Annotated in this window: 22 protein-coding genes; 13 read left to right on the top strand and 9 right to left on the bottom strand. The window is 46.4% G+C overall.

Annotated features, from left to right (window positions below; all coding sequences use genetic code 11):
* Positions 1–72 precede the first annotated feature (72 nt).
* From QUB66_RS13500 to QUB66_RS13510, 3 genes are all read right to left on the bottom strand, one after another.
* Entirely contained in the window at positions 73–471 is a 399-nt protein-coding gene (locus QUB66_RS13500; RefSeq protein ID WP_332968194.1) for a hypothetical protein, read from the bottom strand.
* A 223-nt stretch (positions 472–694) separates the two neighbouring features.
* Positions 695–2,614 (bottom strand): response regulator, encoded by a 1,920-nt coding sequence (locus QUB66_RS13505; protein WP_265233818.1) that lies wholly within the window; start codon positions 2,612–2,614, stop codon positions 695–697.
* A 464-nt stretch (positions 2,615–3,078) separates the two neighbouring features.
* Complete coding sequence (locus QUB66_RS13510) at positions 3,079–4,368, bottom strand: chemotaxis protein (RefSeq protein WP_332968197.1); 1,290 nt, start codon at positions 4,366–4,368, stop codon at positions 3,079–3,081.
* A 251-nt stretch (positions 4,369–4,619) separates the two neighbouring features.
* Here QUB66_RS13510 and QUB66_RS13515 point away from each other — a divergent pair, with 251 nt between their 5' ends.
* The 3 genes from QUB66_RS13515 to QUB66_RS13525 are packed head-to-tail and all read left to right on the top strand — an operon-like array spanning position 4,620 to position 7,684.
* Positions 4,620–7,163 carry a hybrid sensor histidine kinase/response regulator gene (locus QUB66_RS13515; protein WP_375339781.1) on the top strand — a complete coding sequence of 848 codons (2,544 nt, stop codon included), beginning with the start codon at positions 4,620–4,622 and terminating at the stop codon, positions 7,161–7,163.
* Complete coding sequence (locus QUB66_RS13520) at positions 7,156–7,338, top strand: hypothetical protein (RefSeq protein ID WP_332968200.1); 183 nt, start codon at positions 7,156–7,158, stop codon at positions 7,336–7,338. The genes QUB66_RS13515 and QUB66_RS13520 overlap by 8 nt, the downstream gene beginning before the upstream one ends.
* Positions 7,339–7,357: 19 nt before the next feature.
* Positions 7,358–7,684 (top strand): four helix bundle protein, encoded by a 327-nt coding sequence (locus QUB66_RS13525; protein WP_332968201.1) that lies wholly within the window; start codon positions 7,358–7,360, stop codon positions 7,682–7,684.
* A 40-nt stretch (positions 7,685–7,724) separates the two neighbouring features.
* Here QUB66_RS13525 and QUB66_RS13530 read toward each other — a convergent pair whose 3' ends face one another.
* Complete coding sequence (locus QUB66_RS13530) at positions 7,725–7,862, bottom strand: hypothetical protein (protein ID WP_332968203.1); 138 nt, start codon at positions 7,860–7,862, stop codon at positions 7,725–7,727.
* Here QUB66_RS13530 and QUB66_RS13535 point away from each other — a divergent pair.
* Both QUB66_RS13535 and mrdA read left to right on the top strand, forming a co-directional pair.
* Complete coding sequence (locus QUB66_RS13535) at positions 7,854–8,570, top strand: N-acetylmannosamine-6-phosphate 2-epimerase (RefSeq protein ID WP_442923475.1); 717 nt, start codon at positions 7,854–7,856, stop codon at positions 8,568–8,570. The genes QUB66_RS13530 and QUB66_RS13535 overlap by 9 nt on opposite strands.
* Before the next feature lie 250 nt (positions 8,571–8,820).
* Positions 8,821–10,635, top strand: coding sequence for a penicillin-binding protein 2 (gene mrdA, locus QUB66_RS13540; RefSeq protein WP_332968204.1), 1,815 nt, complete (start codon positions 8,821–8,823; stop codon positions 10,633–10,635).
* Between the two features lie 91 nt (positions 10,636–10,726).
* Here the strand turns inward: mrdA and QUB66_RS13545 are convergent, their stop codons facing one another.
* Together QUB66_RS13545 and QUB66_RS13550 are read right to left on the bottom strand one after the other, a co-directional pair.
* Positions 10,727–11,500, bottom strand: coding sequence for a Uma2 family endonuclease (locus tag QUB66_RS13545; protein ID WP_332968205.1), 774 nt, complete (start codon positions 11,498–11,500; stop codon positions 10,727–10,729).
* Between the two features lie 182 nt (positions 11,501–11,682).
* The gene (locus QUB66_RS13550; protein WP_332968207.1) at positions 11,683–12,720 is read right to left on the bottom strand and encodes a hypothetical protein; all 1,038 of its coding nucleotides are present in this window, start codon (positions 12,718–12,720) and stop codon (positions 11,683–11,685) included.
* Positions 12,721–12,822: 102 nt separating this feature from the next.
* Between QUB66_RS13550 and QUB66_RS13555 the strand changes: the two genes are divergently transcribed.
* Both QUB66_RS13555 and QUB66_RS13560 read left to right on the top strand, forming a co-directional pair.
* Positions 12,823–13,758: a metallophosphoesterase gene (locus QUB66_RS13555; protein ID WP_332968208.1), complete on the top strand. Its 936-nt coding sequence runs from the start codon at positions 12,823–12,825 to the stop codon at positions 13,756–13,758.
* 27 nt (positions 13,759–13,785) lie between these two features.
* On the top strand, positions 13,786–14,268 hold the full coding sequence (locus QUB66_RS13560; protein ID WP_265233828.1) for a PD-(D/E)XK nuclease superfamily protein: 483 nt from the start codon (positions 13,786–13,788) through the stop codon (positions 14,266–14,268).
* A gap of 385 nt (positions 14,269–14,653) precedes the next feature.
* On the opposite strand, the gene QUB66_RS13565 is transcribed toward QUB66_RS13560, so the two are convergent.
* Positions 14,654–15,559: a DNA adenine methylase gene (locus QUB66_RS13565; RefSeq protein ID WP_265233830.1), complete on the bottom strand. Its 906-nt coding sequence runs from the start codon at positions 15,557–15,559 to the stop codon at positions 14,654–14,656.
* 281 nt (positions 15,560–15,840) lie between these two features.
* Here QUB66_RS13565 and QUB66_RS13570 point away from each other — a divergent pair, with 281 nt between their 5' ends.
* The 4 genes from QUB66_RS13570 (at position 15,841) to QUB66_RS13585 (ending at position 17,693) form a co-directional block, all read left to right on the top strand.
* Positions 15,841–16,044 carry a DUF751 family protein gene (locus QUB66_RS13570; protein WP_265233831.1) on the top strand — a complete coding sequence of 68 codons (204 nt, stop codon included), beginning with the start codon at positions 15,841–15,843 and terminating at the stop codon, positions 16,042–16,044.
* A gap of 126 nt (positions 16,045–16,170) precedes the next feature.
* Positions 16,171–16,368 carry a hypothetical protein gene (locus tag QUB66_RS13575; RefSeq protein ID WP_265233832.1) on the top strand — a complete coding sequence of 66 codons (198 nt, stop codon included), beginning with the start codon at positions 16,171–16,173 and terminating at the stop codon, positions 16,366–16,368.
* Between the two features lie 83 nt (positions 16,369–16,451).
* The gene (locus QUB66_RS13580) at positions 16,452–16,844 is read left to right on the top strand and encodes a PadR family transcriptional regulator (RefSeq protein WP_265233833.1); all 393 of its coding nucleotides are present in this window, start codon (positions 16,452–16,454) and stop codon (positions 16,842–16,844) included.
* A 312-nt stretch (positions 16,845–17,156) separates the two neighbouring features.
* Positions 17,157–17,693, top strand: a complete 537-nt coding sequence (locus QUB66_RS13585) for a cofactor assembly of complex C subunit B (RefSeq protein ID WP_265233834.1) — start codon at positions 17,157–17,159, stop codon at positions 17,691–17,693.
* Between the two features lie 454 nt (positions 17,694–18,147).
* On the opposite strand, the gene QUB66_RS13590 is transcribed toward QUB66_RS13585, so the two are convergent.
* Entirely contained in the window at positions 18,148–18,471 is a 324-nt protein-coding gene (locus tag QUB66_RS13590; RefSeq protein WP_265233835.1) for a DUF3155 domain-containing protein, read from the bottom strand.
* A 638-nt stretch (positions 18,472–19,109) separates the two neighbouring features.
* Here QUB66_RS13590 and QUB66_RS13595 point away from each other — a divergent pair.
* Both QUB66_RS13595 and QUB66_RS13600 read left to right on the top strand, forming a co-directional pair.
* Positions 19,110–20,480, top strand: coding sequence for a GAF domain-containing sensor histidine kinase (locus QUB66_RS13595; RefSeq protein WP_265233836.1), 1,371 nt, complete (start codon positions 19,110–19,112; stop codon positions 20,478–20,480).
* 231 nt (positions 20,481–20,711) lie between these two features.
* Entirely contained in the window at positions 20,712–21,404 is a 693-nt protein-coding gene (locus QUB66_RS13600; protein ID WP_265233837.1) for a hypothetical protein, read from the top strand.
* 207 nt (positions 21,405–21,611) lie between these two features.
* Here QUB66_RS13600 and QUB66_RS13605 read toward each other — a convergent pair whose 3' ends face one another.
* Positions 21,612–26,486 (bottom strand): CHAT domain-containing protein, encoded by a 4,875-nt coding sequence (locus QUB66_RS13605; RefSeq protein WP_332968213.1) that lies wholly within the window; start codon positions 26,484–26,486, stop codon positions 21,612–21,614.
* Positions 26,487–26,555: the final 69 nt, after the last annotated feature.

A 26,555-nucleotide genomic window follows, 5' to 3' on the forward strand; every position in this document is an offset into this window, starting at 1 on the left:
GCTAATTTACAACTCTAAACGCCTACTTTCTTTGAATTCAGTTTAATTCTCTTGATCCTTTCCTTCAGGGCACTACCAAGAATTGAAACAATCGCTACTTTTTGGGGCAACAACCTGTTCTAGTTCCATAATTAATACTGAACTTGATTGATGCAGCGTCCCCTGAAAAAAAGACTTGCGTTTTTGACTTGTGAATGATAAATTGATACTGTCATTTTGATAGCTGTTTTCAAATAAAGCTTTTTCAACAGCCTCAATTTCCTCAGTCACGACAAATTCATGTAAAAACTTGCCTAAAAGTGCTTCGGGGTAAATGCCGATCGCCTCAAAAGTATTGTTGCTAACTTGCAAAATTTTCAACACCGGAGATTCCAGCACCAACAGGATGCCGTGAGGTTGAATCGAAGCGGGATCGTAAATTAATTCGCAGTCACTGTCATTGCGATCGCCTGTGTTTGAGGTTAATACCATTGCTTTCTTGTTATTGTAAATACTTTTCTAAATTAGTCAGTGTTTTTGACGATCGGGCAAATATCAATCAATGCCACCACCTCCGAATTCTAGAATCTAATAATCCCCTGAAAACCTTTGTATCTCTCGTTTACCATCGAGGCCAGATCCCCTAAATCCCCCGAAAGAAAGGGGGACTTTGATCCGCCCTAAATCCCCAGCCTAAAAACTTCGCTGTCAACTGTTAACGCTGTGTCAGAGCAAGTTTGTGCCGGAGTTGAGTCCGCTCCAAACGATTCAGGATGCGAGCAATTAATTCCGGTTCCACGATCGGCTTATTCACGTAGTCATCAGCACCAGCGACAAACATTTGGCGTACTATTTCTGACTCAGAATGAGCGGTCAAAAATAGCACAGGCAGCTTGCTCCACCGCAAATCATTCCGCACCGCCAAACACAGCTCGATCCCGCTGTAACCGGGCATCTCCACATCTAAAATCAGCAAATCTGGACAAGTGGTTTCGAGTACCTCCCAGAACTTTTCGGGCTCATCCAATGTTGTGACTTGCAATCCCCAAGGTTGTAGAATCATGCTCAGTGCAGCCAATAGATGCACGTCATCATCTACCACCATAACTTTGGCTTCAGCAGGGCCTGTCTGGTCGAGGAGTTGGGCGACTGCTTTGAGTATATCTGCTGGGGGGATAGATTTGTGTAAAAAGCCGGAAGCTCCCAAACGAGCAACTTCTATTCGATCGCTCAATTGATTGTTCCCGCTAAAAATCATCACCGGAATATCTGGTTTTTCACTGCGGAGTTCGGCTAGCAGAGTAAGTCCGTTTTCCTGAATTCTGGAAAAGGTCAAATCCAGCAAAATCGCGTCGGGAGGCTGTTGAGAAATCGCATTTCTTGCCGCTTCGGGAGAGTTGGCGACTTCTATCTGGAAGCCGGAACCGGATGCTGCTATTTTTAGTCGATCGCTCTGAACACTATCATCATCCACGATCAAGATGCGGCGCTGTTGCAAAACCGCAGTAACCAGCTCGCTTTCAGGTTCCGGCGGGCGATCGAATATCTGTTTCAGCTTATGCAGCAATCCCTCAATCTGCTGAGCAGTCCCCGGTTTCAAGACGTTTTGGGCCTTGAACAAATCTTCGATTTTACGCGCAACTATCGAACCTTTCGGCAGCCCCAAAGTACCCAAAGAACCCACTAATTTATGAGCTTGCTCCTGGGCTTCCTGCCGCAGTTCGTTGTCCAAGGTTCCGGTTTTCAGTTGGGCGATCGCGCGATCGAATATCACCACCTTTTCGATAAAATTAGCTCTTAACTTGCCCCTAATTTCCGCAACCACATTCAGGACTTGGAGACGGCGCTCATCGTTGCTTAATTCCGGGTTCTGCCCGCTAGATTCAGCAGATAAAGTCTCTTGACTTTTAGCAGTTTCTGCCGTCGCCCTGGCAACTTTTGGACTCTCAATCTCCTCCGGCAGACTTTTCAGCCGATAGCCCAATCCGTACACGGTTTCCACTAAATCTACAGTCATCCCGGCTGCTTTCAGCTTGTGCCGCAGCCCCTTGATATGAGCCGTAACAGCTTCTTCTTGAGGAAATTCGCCGGCAGACCAAATGCGATCGAGCATAGCGCTGCGGCTGAAAATGCGCCGGGGATTTCTCAGGAAAAGTTCCAGCAGATTGTACTCTTTGGGAGTCAAGTGCAGCACTTTTTCGCCATAAGTTACTTCCGTAGTGTCCGGGTTGACTTGCAGTTTTTCCCAAGTCAAACTTGTACTCGACCAAGTTGCCTTACCCCGGCGCAGCAAAGCCCGAATTCGAGCGATTAATTCTTGGAGATTAAAGGGTTTGACCACATAATCGTCTGCACCCGCTTCTAAACCTTGGACTCGATCGCTGCTGCTGTCTAGGGCTGTCAGCAATAAAATCGGCATTTGGCAGCCGGACGATCGCAATTCCCGACACAAACTAATACCGTCGAGTTTAGGAATCAGCACATCCAAAACAATCAGGTCGTAATCGTAGGCTTGCGCCAACTGCAAGGCTGTTTCGCCGTCTGCTGCCGTATTCACATTGTAATTATGAGCGTTCAGCGCTCTAGTCAGCAAATTAATTGTAATTGTGTCATCTTCTACTAGCAGAATCTTCATAAACCTCGCCTGTTATTTGACCACTTCTTGTGATTTAAATAGCCTTTTCTGAGTTTAGTTTGTCTGCCCCCGTTTGAAACAGTATTTATAAAATCTTAAATTTGTTGCTTTTTGATTTTATTTTTTCATACTAAGCATCAAGAATATCATGAAGTTATTGATTACTTAAATACGAGCTTTATCCCTTTCTCTTGCGACCACAACTCAAGCCTTCTTCCTTATCCTATATATAGCGGTTCTCAAAAAAGTGAGGAGAGCCTCATGCCCTATGCCCTATGCCCTATGCCCTATGCCCTATGCCCTATGCCCTATGCCCTATCCCCTATGCCCTATCCCCTATGCCCTATGCCCTATGCCCTATGCCCTATGCCCTATGCCCTATCCCCTATCCCGTTCGCGTACCTCATCTTTTTGAGAAAGGCTATATACATAGCGAAAATTTCCATCAGATGAGCGCTGGAATTTTAGGGCTTTTTCGACTTCAGCGCCTGCTGAATTTTTTGGATCAGATATTGCGATGAATCTTGCTGCTTCACGATCTCTTCCAACTCAGAAGCCACGACTTCGGCGTGTTCTATCTCCTTAACTAAAGAATGAGCGGTAACAGTTTGTCTGACTTCCAAACGTTCTGTGATAGCGGTCAGTGAATTGAAATTTCTTTCCGCTATTAATTCCTCCAACTCTAACAAAGCCATTTCCGCGCGATCGATCTTGATCGTCACGGATTTAGCCACATTAGCACCCGCTCTTGCTGCCTCCGTGAGTTCGTGAACGCGAAGTTTAAACCGACTGGCAATTTGCTCCATTTGAGTCCCCAATTCAAAAGTTTTACTTGCCAGTCTGCCAATTTCCAGACTCACTTGGCTCAGACCGCTTGGCTGATTTCCCATTTGATTGGTAACTACAGCCACCTGTACCGCTAAATGCCTGACTTGTTCGATCGCCTCCCGGATGGTTCGGGAAGTGCGGTTAACCGTTTCTAAATCATTAGCTATGGCTTTGCCAACGCCCAAAATTTTCTCTGTATTGTTGCAAATAGAATTAGCACCTTGAAAAGTAGCTTGAAATGCTTGGCGACCTTCCGAGGAAATCAGCTTCGCAATCCTGACAAATCGCTGATTCATTTGAGCAATTTCTTCGGCTTGTTTAACCAGTGTCACTTGCTGGGGACTGGCAGTATTCTGCAATTTTTGGGCTTCTTGACGTTGTTGGGCTTTTAACAGCTCGTTGCATTGATGAAATTTTGCCTGTTCTTGTTGAATAATTGCCAGATATTTCTGTCTTTCTAGTCGGTATTTTTGAATAAGTTTGTTAGTTTGAGCTAAAATTTTAGACTGGAAAATCACCAGAGTATGAACGTCCAAAAGGCGGAAACTATGGTTGTGCATTACCACAATAATTGGTTCATAAATCAAATCTTTAGGCCTGTTGAGAGATGCTTGCACGGCATCATCAACTTTCCAGTTTTCCTCCATCAATAAAGGCGGAATTCTTATGAAATCTAACAAGGCTCGAATCGGGTGCTTTCCGTAAATTTCTACGCGATTGGGGAGACTCATTTGCTCTCGAAATTTGACGCGAGAAATCATGCCCAATACCTGTGATTCGTGAGTAATAATCACTCCCGGCAGGTCTGGTTCTTGCTCGAATCTTTGGGCCACTACCTGTCCTGGAGTTGCAGCACTCACTTGGAAGTGGTGACACGGCAGATGTCCGATCGTGAAATCGGGGGTGAGTTGAGTTGGATTGCTCATTTACCCGGATAGTGTTAAGTAGAAGTTAACAAATTATATATTAATATTATACTGGATTAAGATAGTTTAAAGTGATAACAACTATAACGAAAAATCAGATATCTGGCTCCTGAGCCTGAAGAGAGCCTGCCTTCTGACTACTTTCATCTCAAGTCTCTTGGAGTGGTCGCGCCTGCTGTCCCCCCTGGTTCTGTCCCCAAAACATGAGCCTTGATATTTTTTTCTTTAAAACAACCGGGAAAATACCTAGATTGAAACCAAAAACCTTAAATCGGACTTTGCCACTAGCAACCTTTGAGGCTGCTTACCAGTTGTTACAGCAAATGGCTGAACTCCCAGGGGCGATTTGGCTGGCCGATGAGGCGATCGCGAATTCTGACAATCGGGAAAACTCGTCCCAAAGGTTTGCAGCAGTGGTATCCGATCGGTTTAGCGCGCTGTTGCGGGGCGAGGTATTAGATGAGTTGGCAACAAACGGACGCCAACACAGCGGGAAAAATCTCAATTCCCAATTAAATGTGGAGTTGACTTTCGATCCAGGGGCGATCGCCAATTTCCTCTCTCCCCTCGCAGACAAACTCGCAGAAATAACGCCCCCACCGCAAAGACAAATTGACATTCACGCCCTCAAACAAGCAATTAAAAATCTCCAGCCAAACTCGGCATTTATGCAAAGCGAATTCACCCTAAATTTGCTGGACATTCTCGCTACCGATGCCAGCAAAAACAGTCACCCGCCGCTACATACGCAAACAGAAATAGAGGGGGATTTCGCGCTCAAACTGATAGCTCCAGAAACGCTACATATCCAGATTTCCGAAACCGCTAATCACGTACAAATTCCCAGTTCCTGTATTTCATTTTGTCAGCCCGTGGAAGATGCTTTGCAGCAGCAACTCCAACAAGAGCGACTTTTAAATCAGGTGACAACTCAAATCCGCCAGAGTTTGGAATTGCCTGTAATTTTGTCAAAAGCAGTTTCGAGAGTGCGAGAGTTTTTGGATGTCGATCGCCTGTTAATTTATCAATTTGAAAAAGTGCCAGCGCCGCATAATGGCGAATTAGGTAAAGAAATACCTACGGCGGTTTCTGGCGAAGTCAAAGAAAATTCCGGTTCTTACTTGTATTTAGGTCGCGTTACCTACGAAGCTTTAGCCAGCGATGCTATCTCGTCGGTACTGAATTTTAGTGAAAGCGCGCAATGTTTCCTCGATGGAGTCATCGACAGAGAGAAATATCGCAAAGGTTTAGCTTTGTGCGTCACTGATGTGGAAAAAACTTACTTTTCGCAGCCTTGTTTTTTAGAGTTGATGCGAGGGGCGAAGGTGCGGGCGAAGTTGCTAGTGCCGATCGTAGTTCAAGACGAATTGTGGGGGCTACTAATTGCCCACCAGTGTAGTGTGTGCGAGTGGGAAGAAAGCAAAAAAACATTTTTGCGGCAAATAGCAGAACATTTGGCGATCGCCATTTACCAAGCCGAACTTTATGCAGAAGTCCAGCAGCAAAAGTGTACCTCAGAACAGCGCGTCATAGAGCGAACCCAAGAACTGCGCGATGCACTGGCCGCCGCCCAGTCTGCTAGCCTCGCCAAGAGCGAATTTTTGGCAGCTATGAGCCACGAATTGCGCACTCCCCTCACCTGCGTCATCGGCATTTCCGACACGCTGCTGCGGTGGTCTTACGGCAAAGTTGGCGCGAAAGAAGTGCCGATACAAAAACAGCGCCAGTACCTGCAAACTATCCGGGACAGCGGTGACCACTTATTAGAATTAATTAACGATATTTTAGATTTATCGCAAGTAGAAGCGGGAAAAGGTGTATTAAAACTTAGTGAATTTTCAATTTCTAAATTAGCTTCTCAGAGCCTGCACGCCCTCAAAGAAAAAGCTCTAGCTAAAGGCGTGGAACTCGTGCAAGAACAGCGGATCAAACAAGAATGCGATCGCTTCACCGCAGACCCGCGCCGTTTGAGACAAATCCTCTTCAATCTTTTAGGAAATGCGATTAAATTTACTCCCGAAGGCGGGCGAGTCATCCTGCGAGTTTGGATAACAGAAGATAAAAATCGAACGCCGGCAGTGCGGCAGCCCGGTACTGCACCAGCAGGTAGCACCGCAGTGTTTCAAATCAAAGATACCGGCATTGGAATACCAGAAAATCAGCGATCGCTCTTGTTTCAAAAATTTCAGCAGTTAGATTCTCCCTACCGCCGCGAATACGGTGGCACAGGTTTGGGATTAGCATTAACTAAACAGTTAGTAGAACTTCATGGCGGCGCGATCGAAGTCAACTCTACAGTTGATGTCGGCTCAACTTTTACTGTTTTCATACCCATCCAAACTAAAAGCAAAGATGAATCCACAAAATTCAAATATGAAAAATCGAATTCATCTTTACCGCTGCATTCTTCCTCCTTGCGGGGCAGCCTCGTCCTCGTCGAAGAAGATGAAGAAACTGCCATGCTGATTTGCGATATCCTGACAGCAGCAGGACTGCAAGTAGTGTGGATGATTGAAGGTTCGGCGGCTGTGGAACAAATTGAACTTTTGCAGCCGAATGCTGTGATTGTCAATATGCGTTTACCTGGGATGAATGGCTGCGAAATAATTCAGCAACTGCGCCAAAAACCCGCTACTAAAAATATCAAGATTTTGGCTTTAAGTGCTCAGGAAATTCCCGCCGATCAGATATCTTTCGTGACAGCGGGAGCTAACGATTGTTTGGCTAAACCGATTCACCCCCAGCAATTGCTAGACAAAATTCTTTCTTTAATGGCCGGAATTGGTAATGGATAATTGGGAATTGGGCATGGGGAATTGGGCATGGGGCATCGGGCATGGGGAATTGGGCGAAGCGAAGCGGAGGGATGGGGCATTGGGCATCGGGCATTGGGCATTGGGCATCGGGCATTGGGCATTGGGCATGGGGAATTGGGCGAAGCGAAGCGGAGGGATGGGGCATTTAATATAATTGAGTTTTTGAGGTAATTATGGGAAGACCTGATTTTGAGGAATTAGAGGTTTATAAGTTGGCGGAAAGTTTGGCGAATCAGATTTGGGACATTGTTAAAAAATGGGATTATTTCACAAAAGATACGATGGGCAAACAGATCGTTCGGTCTGCTGATAGTGTCTGTGCTAATATTGCTGAAGGAAGAGGTCGTTATAATGACCAAGATAATCGGCGTTTTGTAAAAATTGCGAGAGGCTCTTTGTACGAAACAGTAAACTGGTTAAGATTAGCCTATGCTAGACAACTTATCACAAGCGAAGAAGTAAGCAAATTTAAACCAATTGTCGATAAATTACTACCATAACTTAACGCTTATTTGAATTCAATAGGGCACAGGGAATAAATTACAAAAAGCCCGATGCCCCAATGCCCGATGCCCAATGCCCCATGCCCGATGCCCAATGCCCGATGCCCAATGCCCGATGCCCAATGCCCGATGCCCAATGACCTGTTTGCCCAATGCCCAATGCCCAATGCCCCATGCCCAATTATCAATTATCAATCCCCAATTACCCATGATTAATTGTCAAATTCCTACAGGATTAATTGTTTCTTGTCAAGCACCTGCTGATTCGCCCCTGCACGATCCGATCGTGATTGCGGCAATGGCTCGCACCGCTGTGAATCGAGGAGCGGCGGGCGTGCGGATTGACACTCCGACTCACGTTGTGGCGGTGCGACAACAGGTATCCGCTCCTATAATTGGCATTTGGAAGCAGCAATTACCGGGATGCGAGATTTACATTACTCCTCGCTTTGAAGACGCGCGGGCGATCGCACTTGCAGGAGCTGATATCATCGCCATTGACGCGACTCTGCGAAATCGTCCTGCTGGCGAAGACTTAAAAACGTTAATCGATCGCATTCACAACGAATTAGGGAAATTAGTCATGGCGGATGTAGATACCATAGAAGCTGCGATCGTGGCTGCCGAAGCTGGTGCAGATACAGTCGGAACTACTCTTTTTGGCTACACTCCCCAAACTGAAAGTTTCTCGCCGCCCGGATTTGATTTGCTGGCCCAAATGGTAGAAAAGCTTGAGGTTCCCGTTATCTGCGAAGGCGGGATTTCTGCGCCGGAAATGGCTAAAAAAGCATTGGATTTAGGAGCGGCGGCTGTAGTTGTCGGCGCAGATATTACTGGAATTGATATTAAGGTGACAGCCTATACGTCACTGATTGGGAAGTAAGAAGGCAGAAGGCAGAAAGCAGGAGAAATATTTGGCTGGGGATTTAAATCGCTTCTCGGCTGAATTTTTATAAAAAATTCATATTTAAGATCTAGATGAATTGAACTATCTGGCTGATTTGTCTGCCAATCGGCAGAATTTATCTATGTCACTAAACAGTGACAATTTATAGTGGCTGCATCCTCCGCTAAATAATCCGGATGGGAATCAGATATGGCTGTTAATTGCATAAAAGAGCAGATTAATTCATATGGCTAGCGATTTTTCTTTTAACTCTAAAGTCCGATTAAACAAAAATACCTCGGACAATCCTGGACAGCAACGCGGTCGATCGTTCCAAGTGATGATTTTTATGCTCATCGTCACTACCTTGGTAGCGATGCCGATCTTTCGTCTAGCCGAATTGCAACTGGTACAAGGAGACTACAACCGACAGCGGGCGGAAAATAACCGCATTCGCCCTGTGTCAGTCGCAGCCACTCGCGGTCAAATTGTAGACCGCACCGGCCAAGTTTTTGCAGCCAACCGCGTATCTCGATCGGTCTATTTGTGGCCAAAAGAGCGATCGACCAAAGACTGGCAAGAAGTCGCCGCCACACTCGGCCCGATCGTCAAAGTGCCTGCGACCGAAATTATCAAAAAAATCGATGGAGCGGGCTACAAATCAGCCCTACCAGTGCGAATTAGTAAGGATATCGATGTCGGTACTTTCGTCGCTTTGGGAGAACAAGCTAATACTTTGCGGGGAGTTGAAATTCGTGCAGAATCGAGCCGAGACAATCCCAACCAGGAATTAGCAGCTCACCTTTTGGGATACGTCGGCGAAGCTAGCTTAGATCAATTAAAAGCTAATCCTACATATCCGATGGGCATGATCGTCGGTCAAATGGGAGTTGAAAAATTAGTTAATCCAACTTTAGAAGGCGTTTGGGGAAACCGTTTGATCGAGGTGAATGCTAAGGGCGAGGAAATCCAAGACTTAGGTGTAAAAGAGCCTATTCCCGGCAAACCCGTGCAGCTAACTTTAGATTTAGATATGCAAAAAACTGCGGAAAAAGCTTTGGGAAATCGCCTCGGTGCTGTTGTCGCAATCGACGTGAAAACTGGAGCGCTTTTAACAATGGGTAGTTGGCCGACATTTGACCCCAATATTTTCACCCGCAAGGTGACGCAAAAAGAATGGGATCGACTCCAAGGGCCAGACAAACCATTTTTAAATCGGGCAGTTCAAGGCTATCCAGTCGGCAGCACTTTTAAGATTGTAACTTCTGTAGCCGGGATGGAATCGGGCAAGTTTTCTCCTGACTCGACTTTAGTATCATCTTCTTCAATTAATATCGGCGGTATATCTTTCAACGAACACGGCGCCGGTTACGGTGTCATCGGTTTCCGCGATGCTTTAGCCTACAGCAGCAATACATTTTTCTATCAAGTAGGCATGGCAGCCGGGCCGGAAGAAATGGCGAAATGGGCAAAAAAAATGGGCATTGGCGGTACTATTAATTTAGAGATTTTGGGGTTGGACGCCGCCAATCACGGTCAAGTTCCGATACCAGCAGAGAAACAAAAAATGTATGGGGAAGATTGGTACGTTGGCGATACAGTAACAATGGCGATCGGTCAGGGTTTGGTACTTTGCACTCCCCTAGAATTGGCAGTCATGGTGTCAAATATTGCCAACGGTGGTTGGCGAGTGCAGCCGCATTTGTTGGCTTCTCAAACCAATACACCGATCACTCAAAAAATCAAAACTGGTATTAAACCGGCTACTTTAAATGTGATTAAACAAGGATTGATTGACGTGGTGAAAAAAGGTACAGGCCGGGCGATGAATGACGGTACTATTCCTTTGAGTGCTGGTAAGACTGGGACGGTGGAAATGCCCGGACATCCTGACAATTCGATGTATGTAGGTTTTGCTCCGGCTGACAAACCGGAAATTGCGATCGCAGTTATTGTCGAAGGCGGCGGATTTGGTGCGGTTTCGGCGGCACCAATTGCTCAAGAGGTATTTAGAACCTATTTTCAAAAGCAGGGTTTTAAACCTACGAATAAGCCTTTCTAGTCATGAGTTAATTGTTGACTGTTGACTGTTCATATTTGGTTGTATATGGTGCGCGATGCGCACCTTTTTGCTGTCAGTGCGATCAAAAGTTTTACCCTACCAATCGTCTCACTTCCAAGGTCGATAAATTCATCATTTGCGCCACCTGTTCCAGATTCATTCCAGAATTTAAAAGTTGAGTTAAGAGCGATCGCAAAGCTGACTCCGCCGCCAGCCGTGCTTGCTCCGATTGTTGAAAGGCTGACTCCGCCGCCAGCCGTGCTTGCTGTTCTTCCTTGTGAGTCTTCAAAAACTCACCAGTTTCAGGAACTCTAAACCTCAATTCTCCTGAAATTAGATGCAATTCCAGTCCCAGAACCTCACTGAACAACCACAGCGTATCGAAAGCAATATTGTTAGCTGGAATCGGCTCATACTGATTGTTTACTAAACGTACTCCCTGTAAAATTGGATTCAGATAATCTCCCGAAGGATCGTACTGAAAATATTCCCTCACTCCCAAAGCTCGATAAATTTCCGGTTTAGTTTCTTGGTCTTTCGTCTGAGTTGTTGCCGAAGTAATCTCTAACACAAAATCTGGAGTAATTCCCGCTTCTTCCCAAACTTTATAATTATCTCTTTTCCGTTTTACTACTCCAAACACCACATAAAAATCTGGCGCCACCACCGCCTGGTTGTTCCCTTCTTCATAATAGATGAAAGAATTCGCTGACACGTAAACATCAGAACGCCCTTGAAAGTAAAGGTTCGCAGCTTCTACAGTATAAGTCATGTAATCGCGCGTGATATCGCTTTCAGCCATCGGCTCTCCGTCGCTGCTGGGATATTTAATTTCTACTTGTTCGACTTGAGTTAAAATTGTCATTTTTCAATTTTCCTCAATTTTAATTAATTTAATCTTCGGTAAATCAGCCTTTTCAGGTTCGTAGTAAGGACTTCAGTCCTCTCTCATTTGATGAGGACTTCAGTCTTCACTACAAGCCTACAAAATTAGATTTTGCGTCCTGGAATTTTCTGCTAATGTGACTATTGGCAGATACAGAAAATTTAAACTTTATTAATTCCTCTTTCTAAAATAATCATTTCCGAGCCAACAACCGGACTTCTAGCTATTAACTTTCCTTGCAGATTCGCAATTTGTAACTTGCTGAAATCGAGCGAGTTAGCTTCTTTCCACATTTGATTCGCAAGCTGATTTTGCTCTACTTCGCTGAGTTTGTACCAATCTTCAGCGACTTTGACCGTCAAAAGCCCGATCGAGAAATCAGCTTGAACAGACTTAACTAAACCGCCGCCCAGGCGATTCGTAATGTCAGCAACTTGAGTTTGAATCGCAGCAATCAGAGACTGTTCCGGCGTCAGGGGTGGCGGGATGATTTCTACCGATTGCGGTTTTTCTGGTGCTACTAAATCGGGCAACTTGCTTTTGAATTTAGCGGATGTTGGCTGAGAATTTGCGATCGCATCTGACGAGTTCGGCGTTTTCGGCACCACAAAATCGCCAAACGTTGACGGCGACTGCTGCGCTGCCGGAAAGGGCACTTTTGCTACTCTCTCCGACGGTTTTGCCGAGAAACTGTTGAGAGTTAAACCGACTGCAACGATTAGAATTGCGGCTAATCCGGCGTTTAAAATTGGATCTGACAGCTTAGCATTCGCAGATGCCGGCAAGAGCGATCGCACTAAACGCACAATACTTTGCCAAAGTACACCGACTTTCTCTAAAAAACTGCCACCAGTGGGTTTTGATACAGACTTTTTATCGGATTTTACAGCAACTTCTGGCGGGGGAACGCTGTTTACTTGGGCAGCAACAGCCGGAGGAGGAGTTGTTGCTGAGTTAGAAGCGGTGGGTGCGATCGGCTTTTGGGCCTGCAACGGAGGTTCTGCTGTTAAATTTTTCCCCTTTTTTCTCAAATTCCCAATCGAGACAATCAAAGCTTTGATTTTCTGATTTGTGGAAACAGCGCTGCTGGCATTTTGAGCTTGGCTGCGAGTCGCGGCCGACTTTTTCGGCGACTCAACCTCCGGTTTTGGAGATTGAGACGGTTCTGGAGTTGGTTGATTTAGTGGTTTTTCTGACATTTTCTCTGCCTTGGGGCGGTGCAAATATATCTAAACACGATAAATTTTAGTTGAGCCATCCCAGCCTTAATTTATCATTTCATTAGTTGTAACTGAATCAAAATGAGCATCAAACGCCGTCACTTTCTATTTTTAGGCAGTCTCAGCAGCTTAGGTTTTGCCGGAGTCTCGAAAATGCTTCAGCTTCGGACTTCCTGGGGTACAGACGCCAATGCTGCTGAGCCTTCTAATCTTGAGGCACAAAGGGCGATCGTCCAATTGCCAGCCTCACCGCCTATTTTACGCTTTATTTCGGTTGCCGACACCGGCACCGGGGCCCAAGGTCAGTATGCTGTGGCTGAGGCGATGACCCAATATCACGGGGAAAATCCTTTTAATATTGCTGTTCTCGCCGGCGACAATATCTACAATAACGGCGAAATTCAACAAATTAATGCTGTTTTCGAGAAGCCTTATCAGCCATTATTGCAGCAAGGCGTAAAATTTTATGCTTGTCTGGGAAATCACGACATCCGCACTGCTAACGGCGACCCGCAAGTTAAATATGCGGCTTTTAATATGCAAGGTCGCTACTATACTTTTCGGCGCGATTCGGTACAGTTTTTTGCATTAGATACTAATGATAATGCTGATTGGAAAAATCAGCTTATTTGGCTGGAAAAAGAGTTGAGTCAGAGCATCGCACCTTGGAAAGTTGTGTTCGGTCACCACCAGATTTATTCCTCTGGCATCTACGGATTGAATCAACCTTTTATTAAGACTTTGACGCCTTTGTTTCAAAAGTACGGGGTGCAGCTTTATATCAACGGACACGAGCATAGTTACGAACGCACTCGCTCGATTAACGGTACGACTTATTTGATTTGCGGGGCCGGCGGTGGCACTCGTCCGGTGGGGCGTTCTGAGTGGACTGAATATTCTGCTAGTCGGCTGAGTTTTGCGACGTTTGATGTCTATGCAGACCGGATGTTTGTCAGTTCTATCGGTACTGACAAGCGGGTTTTTGACCGGGGAGTGATTGAAGTGCGATCGGCTTAATTCACATTATATTCAGGAGCCAACAAAATGAATAGGGGTTGTAGAGCCAATAAAACTGGTTTTGTTTTAGAAGCAACTGTAGAAGGTACGTTGAGAGGTCACGGATATCTCGAAATATGTCCCCAGTTGCCGAAAAAGCGCAAGCGAGATTGGCTCTTGCTCTCTACGGCAAATCCCAAGCGATATGCTAAACAGGTTTATATCGGTTCTAGCATTTACGAAACTGAAATAAATGTCGATTTTTATATTGTTGATGCCGCTTCGTTTCCTCTGGGTCTAATTGTTGAGTGCAAGTGGCAAGAAGATAAAGGTTCGGTTGATGAAAAGTATCCTTATCTCAATTTAAACATTAAAAGTTGCTATCGAGTCCCGACTATTGTAATCGTGGGCGGTGACGGTATGAGGCAAGGTTCGATCGACTGGTTCAAAAAACAAATTCCCGACAATCAAAATCTGTTGGGAGTTCACAAGCTCGAAGCTTTCATGACTTGGGCTAACAAACATCTCTAATCAGGCATTACCGATCGCGATCGCCCTTTTTACCTTCCCTACAGTTGCATTTTTTGAGGAAACTGCTATTATTTACCCTAACGCAGCATTCAAATATTTTTATTTTATTGAATTTAAAAAAATCGCCCTTTTTTTTGGGTTGAGGGGTTGACTGCGGCAGTTTTTGGAGGTATAATCTAATAATGGGAATAGTGACAAGAATAAAATTTAAGTTACCACTTCTATTATCTAAATAATACCCCAAAAGTCCAGAGAAGTCAATAGGTAATAATTCCTTTTTTTTAGCCGATTTTTTAACCCAGTTTCTACATTTTTTTTGTTTGATAACGATAAATATACAAAAAAACCCGGTTTCCGAGGTAACAGGCTGCCGTACAAAATATATTTAGCCAGAGAGTTGGCAAAGAGTTTTTCTTGAAACTGAACTTATTAACAATTCCTTGACTGGGCCGCGCTTGCAACTCTTAGAGTTAATTCCCCTGGATGCTGATATTTCAATTAGTTTGGGGAACTGCTCTCTTGGAAAAGCTTGAGGAGCGCTGTAGATTTCTTTAATGAAATCGCAGTTAGAATTAGACAGCATAACTTTGACACCACGCTCGGCAAGTTCTCCAAAAACATCTCTTAGTTTAAGTTGTTCGGATTCTTTAAAATTATCTCGGCTGTAAGCAGTGAAGTTACTTGTGGCACTGATCGGATGGTAAGGTGGATCAAAATAAACAAAGTCTTCGCTGCTTGTAGCAAAATCCAAAATTCGATCGAATTTTCTCACTTCTATTTGAGCGGGCGCGATTAGAGATGAGACCGATCGCAATAAATCTGCTTGACAAATGTTAGGATTTTTGTATCTGCCCATCGGAACATTAAATTGACCTTTGGAGTTTTCTCTGTAGAGGCCGTTGTAACAAGTTTTATTTAGGTAGATCAGCCGTGCTGCTTTTTCTGTATCTGTGTTGTAGGAGCGCGATCGCACGGAGTAATAATATTCTTTATTGTCCTTGCTGTGTTCTGAGGCGTGCTCTAACAAAAGCTCAATCAGATCCTCCACTTGATCCCTGACACAGCGATAAGCATTAATCAACTCAGGATTAATATCTGTTAACACAGCTTGCAAAAAAGGGTGCTGCTGTGCTAAGTAAAAAAATACAGCTCCGCCGCCCAAAAAAGGCTCGTAGTAAGTGGTGAACTTTTCAGGAAAACTAGGTTGATATTGTCCAATCAACCTAGTTTTGCCTCCAGCCCATTTCAGAAAGGGACGTGGCAAGATGGAAGAAGGTGCGGAAGCAGACATTTATCTATAAATAACGGCCCTATCATATTTATCACAACTACAACTGAATACAAATACTTCTCAAGTTCTCACGCCCCGTTAGGGTTCCGGGATTGAACAGACTGCGACCCGATCGCTCTTGGAAAAGTTTTCGTTAGAATTATATATGTTAGCATCGCCCTTGAAGAATGCCCGATCGCCCGATCGGGAGATTTAGCTCCGGCTGTGCCAAAATTGTCTAAATCGCTCACAAGTGTTACCAGTCAAAGATCGAGCTGTAACACTTTACCCCACCTGTGCTCATGCAAGATTTCATTAATAACATCTCTCGCTACCCTCGTTTTTTGATTACTGTCTGTCTCGGAATCTTCTTTTTCCTGTTCGAGCGACTCAGACCTCTGCTCGATCGACCGGCAACTGCGATCGCCCTGATTACTTCGATTGTAGCGACTTTTGTCTTTCTAACTTTTACACTGCGCGCCATGTTAGGTCTGAGTCCGGTTTAAAGGCAAAATTTCTGCCCCAAAAAACCGGCTTACTCTGACAAACTGTGGCCCACAAACAAGGCAGGCAGAGGGTTTAGGAAAGTTGTCGCTGCTGAGTTTTAGTTGAAACACTAACCCCCGAAATCAGTGCAACTCTTCCGTGCGATCGCACACGCCGGCAATAGTTGCTGCGATAGATTGGAAGAGGAAGAAAGTTACCCTAGTTATGTGAGCGCTCCTCAACCTTGGCGCAAGCAAACATTACCGCAGTGCAGCACAAGCGTTTCTGACTATCAACACAACAGGGGAAATACTGCATCTCTGTTTCCCCGATTTCCGACTTAATCCTTAGGAAGCGGCACACCCCGCCCCGCTTTCCTCTCCCGTTAACCTGACGGTATCACGAGAGTTTCCAGCGGACAAGACCAATGAAATTTGAACATATCTATCAATTTTTTCAAGACCCCCCTCCTGTTTATCTAAACAAGGAGCTAGCAGTGTGCTACATCCTCTCGGTGTTATTGCGCGGAGATTCCTACGGTACAGAACTCATCGGACAACTAGAGCGGGAATTCCCCATCTACCGACTTTCTGATACCGTCCTCTACAGCGCTCTGAAATTCCTGGAAGATGAAGCCGTAATCACCGGTTACTGGAAAAAAGTAGAAGGACGCGGCCGCCCCCGCCGGATGTATCAAATCCTCCCGGAGTGGCGGCACCAAGCTCAAGACCTGGCTCGTCTGTGGCACGAGTACATCGGTCAGGGAAACAGCGCATCTGGCCGTCGCCCCCGCGCCTTAGAAACTGGTCACACGGGTTAGCCGGCGTTGGAATCGGATGCCTAAACCCTTGAAATGCTGGCGCTACTAGCAAAGCGAATTGTCGGATTGCCTTCGCTTTGCCAGCCTCGCCGCATAGCGATTAGAGCTACACTACGTCAGGACTTACGCAGGGTCAATTAAGAATTTGGTGATGGGGAGATCTCGGAATTTGGTGATGGGGAGAAAAACGCCTTGCTACAAAGCTTTCTGCGAATTTTGTGAAAAAAGTGTCTGCGTAAGTCCTCGATCGCTTTCATCAGTAAACTTATGTAAAGTAATAGTAGATAATTTCACTTACAAAAACTTCTACCGATGGATACTACTGTTCTTTCTTCAACCTTTGTGATGACGCTGCTGCTGGCTGTAGGCTTGTTTTTCTTCATCAAGGCCTCAGTCAAAGATCGCATCGAACAAGTCAAGCTTGCTTCCGAGAGCGCCCAAGAGTCATTGTTAACCCAGCTACAAGAGTATTTTGCTGCTAGGGCTTACCGAGTTGCAGCCGTTGATGCCCCCAACTATAAAGTCACCTTTGAGGGTGTTGTGCGGCCGAGTTGGTTTTTAGCTATCTTTTTAACCCTGTTGAGTGCAGGGGGGGCTCTCTGCTTGGGACTGGTTTTGGGGATGCTAGTACCGCAGCAAGGTCAAATTTTCCTAGGTTTGGTACTGCTGTCGCCGCTGACGGGGATATTTTACTGGAAAAAAGCTGGACGTTCCGAGCAAGTCCTTCTCAAACTCGAATCAGTTGCTGACTCGGAAGGCCCAACTAAAAGCTTTGTTACTGTCAGAGCTCACCGCGATGAACTAGCAACTATGCAAAAAGCTTTAAATTTGAAACCGCTGGAAGATTAAAAGTTTGGCGCGGAACGTTTTTTGATATGCTAGATGGCGTGATTCGACTTCGAGCCGACAAACGGATTGCTGCTTGCAGCTCTCTCGTTGGCCCGAAAGTTCGATCGACTGGCACAGTCAAACGATTTTAGATTGTTAGATTTGAAATTTATTCTACAGATGAATCTGGGAGCTTTAATTTTCGTCTAAAATTTTGGGCAGATCCCTCAGAAGCGTCGGGGCTTGTATCCGTTTTTGGGCAGATTCAAAAAAAACCATTATCCTGAGAGTGCCAATTGTGCCGATCGCCCGCTGCGGTGATCTATCCTGTTGCGATGGCTCCTTATACCCTAACTTCCCAAGGATTTTTCGCGTAAATTTCAGTTGGCACTCTCCAGACAATGAGAACTCTGGCGCTTTTGTTAAAAGAGTTAGAAAAACATTGCTGTCAATGTTTTGAGCTCAACATTTTGAGCTATGCGCGACTGGCCGACACCACAGGAATTTTTTCTGCGGTTGCTTCCAGCATCACCTTTAAGCTAGGAAACAAGAAATGGTTCTCTTCTACGTATTGGGCTCCAAATAAACCTTTTTCAGCCCAGAAGTATCTGTCGGTGGTATGCTCGTTACGCTTGACCAACAGTAAAGCTGGGGGAGCAATGCCTTCGGCATGGATGAACTTGCGAGCCGCTGTTACGGGTTTATCTTCGCCGCTCTCGATGCTATATTGAGGCACACACTCTAAAATTCTGCGTCCTTCTTGTCGGCGGCGACTTTTGCGTTTGCGTCTCCTGGCCAATTTCTTTACCTCCTCTGTGAGCAGACAGTGTGAGTAGACAGTATGAGCAGACAGGTTTTGACATACTCCCCAGCCATAAAAACATGGGGATTCTGGATTCAAACAGCTTTCCTCAAGCACAGCTTGTCTGATATTGCCGAGCATCCTAGGTTGATGCGCCAACCTAAATTTGAGATTTTTTGGATCATAGAGTTGAGACCGAATTTTTAGATCTGGCGACTCAACAATATATGATTAAATCATCAAAGCCGTTCCGAATCGGACGGGGCTTTAGAACCAATTTTTAGGTAATCATAGCTACCAAATCCGAGGCCAGTATATCTCTTCTAGCTCAAAATTTCAACTGTTTTTAATATATCGACATAATCTTAATATTCGTGCCGATCGACAAAAGTGTAGCGGTTGTGCTAATGTGAGCCGCAAGTTCCGGCACCAGCCCAGCTTGAGAATCTGTGGAAACTAGGCAGACGGGGGTTTGAGGCAATTTGTGTTAATGAAAGCCGAATGCTTAGAACCGAGCAGCCTGCCATCAAAGCGCAGACACCAGAAATTTAGAAGTCTCCGATCTGTAATCGGCGACTGAGCAGTTGTAATTTACTGAAAATTCCGTTAAAGATCTTAATGTCGCGCTCATGTTAATGCCAGCCAGTTCAGAATTTGTCAAGCTTTGTCGATCGCAGGTGGCGATCGCCGTCAGTTTGGGCGCGACATTCAGCGCGGTATACCTGACACAAGAGCTGGTATCCGGCAGCGAGGCAAAGTTAGTGCCGATCGCAGTTTACCCAGACACCTCAGTCGAACCAGAAAATCAGGAGTTGAGGCTCGAATCTGCTCCAAGCTCGACAGTGAAACCGATGTCGCGGCGGCTGGCTGCGCCGGCTCAGTCTGTGGAAGCATCAACCGTAGAGGCGATCGCGCCAGAGCCACTTCCAGGTTTTGAAAACAGTTCCAATCAGTGCCAAGGCCCGGAAAATGTCTGGCAGCAACGGAAGCAAATTGTGACGCCTCTGATACACGAGGGATCTGTCATGGGACTCCTGGTCAGCGGTAGGGAAGACAGGGCTTGGAACGAGCGAGAAGAGGCTCAGATGCAACAAATTGCTCGCACCTTGGCGCTTGCCTGTATTTTAGACCAGCGATCGCAGTGGATGCAGCAGGAATTGGGATCTTCTCGGCAAATCCAGGCTCAGGTTTATGACACGATGCACAATTTGCTGCACCAGTTCAAAAGTCCGCTGACAGCGTTGCGAACTTTTGGCAAACTGTTAGCGCGCAGGCTGGTACCAGAAGACAAAAACCGCAATGTGGCTTTTAGTATTGTCCGAGAGAGCGATCGGCTGCAAGAATTGCTCGGCCAGTTCGATCGCACAGTAGACACCGGCGAAGCAAATCTCAGACTCCCATCAGGCACTTCAGAAACAGCAACTTCCAATATGGAATTAATCCAGCATTCTCCTCTGTCGCTGTTACCGGTGGCCAATTTGGACGAATCCTGTTTTGTGGGATTCGTCTTAAAACCACTGTTAATTTCCGCATCTGCGATCGCATCCGAAAGGCATCTGTCATTACTAGCCGACATACCCACGGACTTGCCACCAGTCTGGGCGAATGATCGAGCTTTGCGCGAAGTTTTGAGCAACTTAATTGACAATGCCTTGAAATATACCCCCGCCGGCCGCCAAATTTATATTAAAGTAAGCTACGACGCGAACCACCGCCCCTTACCTGCCATAGCAGTTGCAGTCAGCGACACAGGTTCCGGCATTCCCCCCCAGGATTTAGATCACTTATTTGAGCGGCACTACCGCGGAGAAAAAGCCCAGACAGAAATTCCCGGCACAGGATTGGGTTTGGCTATAGCCCGCGATTTAGTCCGCCAAATGCAAGGAGAAATCCAAGTATTTTCCCCAGTAAATCAGGAATGGCTGCCATCTAGTACAGCTCATTTATATCCAGCAGATCGCGGCACTACATTTGTCGTTTGGCTGCCGGTGAAGAAGGAAGAATGAAGAAGTCTGATGATGGAAGTCGGAAGAAGATCTACACAGCAAGCTTGAGCGCGAACCCTATTTTACGTAAAATCAGGTGGATTTACTTGACATCAGTGTCAAACAAGAATGCAAATCTAAACCCCTCTTCTCAAGCATGATATTCATCAGTTATTGCCAATATAAAATATAAAATATAAAATATAAAATATAAAGAAGTCTAAAAAACTCTATTGTTGGGAGACAACTTTTATGAAGCATCTGCCTTTATCCGAAAAAATTTCCAAGTTTTCAACTTTTTTGCCACTTCTCAAAAAACACTTTTTTACTGTACCATTTTTAGTTATTTTCAACACTCTCACTGTCCTAATTTTGGGCGGGCTGAGCCTATACGCCAAACTCAACAACCAGGGAGATGGAGTTGAACGCCTTTTTAGTGATCCTTTTAATTCTTGGTTCCCTTACGAAGGCCTTTTCACCGGAATTTCCGAAATCCTCTGGTGCATCCCAGTCGCAATTTGTGCATTTACATTCGGAGTGCTGCGTCAAAAAGAGCCGCGCAGTCGATCGGCAATATTCTTATTTTTTAGCGCTGTACTGCTGGGAGTCTTTTTCCTGGATGACAGGTTTCGGATGACGTTGATTCTTTTTCAGTTGGGAATATCTAAGAAATTAATTTATTTGTGTTATGGTAGTGGTGTTTTTTTATACGGAATAAATTTTTGGCGATACATCAAAACCACTCCTTACCTGCCATTAGTCGCCGCATTCCTCTTGTTTGCTATCTCGCGGTTTGAGGACATTATAGACACTCAAAGTCTAGGAGTACACGCCATGTTAGAAGATGGCACTAAGTTATTAGCTCTTCTGAATTTAGCCATGTATTTTTGGCACGTATGTCATCAAGCAATTTGGCAGTATTTGCAGCAGAGGGAAAAACCTTAAGTCAGTTGGCAGTTGACAGTTGGCAGTTGACAGTTGGCAGTTGGCAGTTGACAGTTGGCAGTTGACAGTTGACAGTTGACAGTTGACATTAGTTAGATGGAAAAATCAAGAAATAAGCAAGATAAGCTAATTAGCAATTACCGATTACCGATTACCGATTACCGATTACCGATTACCGATTACCAATTACCAATTACCGATTACCGATTACCAAGGATTGCCAATCATGGTGAAGGCGGCCCAATAATAGGGATGGGAAAGGATTCGATCGCCCCGCGCGGCAATTTCTGGAGGCAAAATTAGAGGCAAAGAAAGCCCTTCGACTCGCAGCAGCCCGTCTTGAATCCGCACGCGCCCTCGCAGCATCTCCAATTGCGCTTGCCGCAAAGCCTCGGCTTTAATAGTCACATTGCCCTCGCGTCTGGGGGCCCGCAACTGCCGGTAAAACCCCGTCATCAGCCCCAAAGTTCCCTCATCGCTGACTTCCCACAAACTCGCTAAAGCCGATCGCGCACCGCTAGCTACCGCCAAACCCGCAAACCCCAACTCCGCCTCTGCGTCGCCCAAAGCGGTACTACACGCGCTTAAAACTAAGAGATTCACTGGCGGTTCATTCCATCGCAACTGCCGCATTTCAGTGATTAGTAATTTAGTATCCCACAATTGAATGTAAGAATTGCTTGGTTGCCCAGGCTGGAATTGGCTGTGAGTGGCTAGGTGAATGATGCCAAAAGGTCGATTTGCCCGCTGATCTTGCAAATTTCTGAGCGTAAAATCTTGATTCAAAAATGATTTTCCGCGATCGGGCGGCGCGATCGACTCTAACTCCACCGGTACCGCCGGTAATGGCGCTTTATCTTCAAATACCGATGCGCCCATCGCCAACACTTCGTCGTCAGCAATATTGTCGTAGCGGGTATCCGTCAAACTCAGACTGGGGATCACACTAATGCTGTATTTTTCTATTAAAAATTCTTTGCCGTCGTGAAGGGCAGCAAACGGCAAGCTTCGCAAACCTGCTGCCGGAATTACAATTAAATTTTCAATCTTTAAAGCTGTTAATTCTGGGGCTATTGGCGCAATTAACCACCGATAAAGTTTTTGAGCAGAATCTAAATAACTGATACTATTTCTTCTTCTGGGATTAGTTATTTCGGTTTGCAGGAATTCGGCTAGTTGCAACACCTGCCAGCGCGTTGTTGCTGGAACTAAAATGCGCATCGGTTGAGCATTGGCTGTGACTAATACTAATTCTAAATGCTCCCCGTTAGGAACATCTGAAGTTTCTTTACCAGCAGGTGGCAAGCTCTCCCCCAACTTTTTTTCTAAGGGGCTAGGGGGCTGCGATCTGAGGTTTTTGAGTACAGGCAATAGATTAGATAAATCCCGACTTGCTACCAGCACTCCTCCATTTTCTTTGGCGGCGGCTGCATCGGCTCCGCTGACCCAATTCATATAAATAATTGCCGATTTGACGCTGGTAATTTGTTCGTTTTTGCGAAGAATTTCGTAAATTACGGACATATTAGTGATCGGGGTTCTGGTGGCCAATTTTAGATGTTTTTCGTACTCGCGAGTGAATGTTTTTTCAAAGGCTAAAACTTCAGAGCCTGCCGGATCGTATTTGCGAGAAGGAGCGAAATTATCCGGGCTAATTGGGGAATTTTTGTCTCGATTTGGCGATCGCAATTCTACTTGCAAAGATGCAGGAAATGACGGCGCACGAGGAGGAGTTGGTGCGGGAGTTGGTGCGGGAGTTGGTGCGGGAGTTGGTGCGGGAGTTGGTGCGGGAGTTGGTGCGGGAGTTGGTGCGGGAATTGGTGCGGGAGTTGGTGCGGGAGTTGGTGTGATTATGGAAATCAGATTTGGTAAACTTCCTTGGGTGTAAGTTTGCCCAAATGCAAGACTGGAGAAAATGGTGTTTCCCTCACCAGCATTAATGCTTCCCTTTGTTCCATTGTCGATCGCGCCGCCAACTACAAAGGGTAGATCAATACCGCCTCCGTGCCGAATTGCGATCGCGCCGCTTCCCGCACCTCCGGCAGTAGAAATACTGCTGGAAAGATTCCCGGATATATCATCGTTGAAAACATTGTTCGATCGAAACAAACCGAGAGTTGTCACATCAACGTTGCCACCTGTGCCGCCTTGCTTGCCACCTCTAGCGTCGATCGATCCCAACTGAATGTTACCAGTCGCTCTCAGGGATACATCCCCGCCGTTGCCCTTGGAAGTGCCGCGGGAGTTGAGATCGAGAGCGGCAATTCCGGCTTGCGAGGTGACAGTAATATTGCCGCCGATCGCCCCCGAAGCATTCAAAGCGCCCGCAGTTAAAGAGCCGGCCTTGCTGTTGAGTGCGATCGCGCCACCTGTTCCCGTTACTGACGAGGAGTCGATCGCGCCCGCAACCACAGTATTCCCCTCAACCTGAATGCTTCCGCCGTTGGAGGTAATATTGCGAGTCCGAATCTCGCGAGTTGCTTGCAGATTCACGCTGCCGCCATCCGTTTTGAAATTACCCTCTAACAGGACATTTCCTGCCTTGAGATGGGCTACCAAAGCAGCCGTCGTATCCCCCCGAAGAGTAGCAGAATTTCGCGCGTTTATGGTCAAACTGCGGACTGCAATTGTTGAAGCAGCCGTCACATTAACAGCGTCAGCCGAGAGCAGGCCCAACCTCTGAGTTTGACCGATGGGGCCCCGAAAATTAATATTACCGCCAGCGCGCAGGGTCAAATTATTGGCGCGGCCCAGGATGCTGTCGAGGGTATTGGCAAAAGCGATATTTCCGGTACTGGTGGCTAGGGTGGCGCTGCGATCGACTGTGACGGCACTGTTAAAAGTGATGTTGCCGGCTGTCGCGATCGCACTGAATAGCTCGGTACTGCGGCCGTTGACAATCAAACTAGCTAGGGGTGTAGCTTGACCGACTGTACCGCCGAACCGCACTCGCTGAGCGTCAAGTCTCAGGGCGTGAGATCCGTCTAGGCTGCCGGAAAACAGAATATTGCCCCTAGCTTGAGTGCTGAAAGCTGCATCAGCAATCAGGGACAGGTTGCCTGTAAAAGTGAGATCTGCGCCGGATGTGGCAATGTTCGCGCCGATCGCACTTTGGGGCGCGTCGAGAGTCAAACTAGCGCTGCCGGTGGTTCTCAGGGGATGGTCGATCGCGATCGAGTTGCCTTGAAGTGTTAGCGGGCTGTTGAAGGTAATGGGTGCGACGATCGCGATCGAGCTGCTGTTGGCGCGCCCGATCGCGATCGAGCCAAAATCCCCCGCCAAAGCGCCGAGATCCGTGTACGTCAAGTCCAAAATGCCCAAAATATCGCCGGTGCCACCAATCCGAATTGCTCGGCTGTCGTTGGGTTGCAAGCGAATTGCTCCCCCCGCACTGCTGACGGAATTGTTGCCACCCCTGAAGTCAATGCCGTTAGCAGTGAGAGCGATGTTACCACCGTTCGCATTCAGCCGCCCCAGAGAGATGCTGCTGGCGAAAATGTTGATGTTGCCGCCTTGAGTCTCGATTAAATCGTTGGGATCATTGACAAAAAACACTCCGCCTGATCTAAATGTTACGCTGTCTCCGGTTCTCGCTTGCAGTGAAAGTTGGTTATCGGGCAAGTCTTGGACGGTGATCTCGCCGGGGGTGTCTAGAACCACGTTGCTGCCGGCCGCCATCTGTTCCAACTGCACTTCTGAGATCGTCGATGTGTCAGATGGTTCTGTTGTCGCTTGGAGTTCTCCGTCGGTCGATCGCACGGTGGTGTCGTCATTACCGCTGACGATCGCAATATTTGCCGGATCGAGCCACAAACTGCCGATCGCCCCGTTAGTCGCGCGGGTATCGACCTCTCCTTGGAAAGTTAGAGCATTTTTGCCCGAAACTTCGACTGTGCCGCCGTTACCTGCGGCGATGCCCCCGCGAGCAGTAATATTGCCGAAGAAGCGAGTTGTATTGTCTGACCAAATTACTGCTGTGCCGCCGTTGCCGCGGTCGATCGCGTTTGCTGCGATCGTAGAATCAGGACTAACATAAGTCACCTGAGCATTTGGTACTGGTTCCATCCCCTGGAAACCGCCTCCGACGCGCACAACACCTCCGCCGTTAGTCCCGGAAGCATTGATATTGGCGCCGAACAGTCCGACTTTTTCGCCTAAAATATTGACTGCGCCGCCTGTTGGGCCAGAAGGGGCAAATACATTTACAGTACCGGAGACGATCGCACTTCCGGCATTTACCTGCACTTTTTGACCATCAGTCAGTACCAATTGACCTTGGGCGTTGGTTGTTAAACCTGTAGCTGAGGCTACTCCTGGGCCCGTCAGCAACTGAGGTAAAGCAGCCGGGGCGATTGCAGATTTTTCTGACGGCAAAAATGGAGTAATTTCTAAACTCAATAAATTCCCAACTTGACTGATGCGAACTGCATTTTGTCCGGGAACAGCAGCCACTGTAATTTGACCTGCTGGCGCGGATAATTCCCCAGTATTAATAACTGTTCCACCCAGCAAAGTTAAATTTTGACCGCTACCAACTGCTAAGTTTCCAGTATTGACAATTGTCCCGGTTTGTGAATTATTAAAATTAAATTGATTGGGATTTCCGAGCAAGGATTTATAATCATTAATTCCGGCAGAATTGAACCAACCATCGCCGAAACCGATACCTGTAGCAGTTGTGGCGAGAAAAGAACCAGGCACGTTTAATCTAGCATTTTGACCGAAAACAATTCCCGCCGGATTCATTAAGAATAAATTTGAGTTCCCGCCACTGACAGAAATCAGACCGTTAATGACGGAAATATTGCTGCCGGAAATCCGCCCTAAGATATTTTGAATATTTGGATTAGTTAGAAAGTTCCCGATTTGCCCTTCGCTGAGATTAAATTGGCGGAAGCTGTGAAAGAGATTTGCGCCGTTTCCTGACAGTTGTCCGCCACTAATGTTTAAGCGATTTTGCTCCTGATTGACAACAGTATTAGTGCCGTCATTCGCCGGAACTACAGATTGCGATCGCACTGCTAGCGGTAGCAGCCAAAAACCTAATGTCAAAATTAGAACAGAGCGAAAAAAATAAGTCATTAGTCATTAGTCATTAGTCGTCAGTCATTAGTCGTCAGTCGTCAGTCATTAGTCAGAGGGAAGTCAGAA

The sequence above is a fragment of the Microcoleus sp. A2-C3 genome (genome assembly GCF_036706065.1).
Lineage (GTDB): Bacteria > Cyanobacteriota > Cyanobacteriia > Cyanobacteriales > Microcoleaceae > Microcoleus.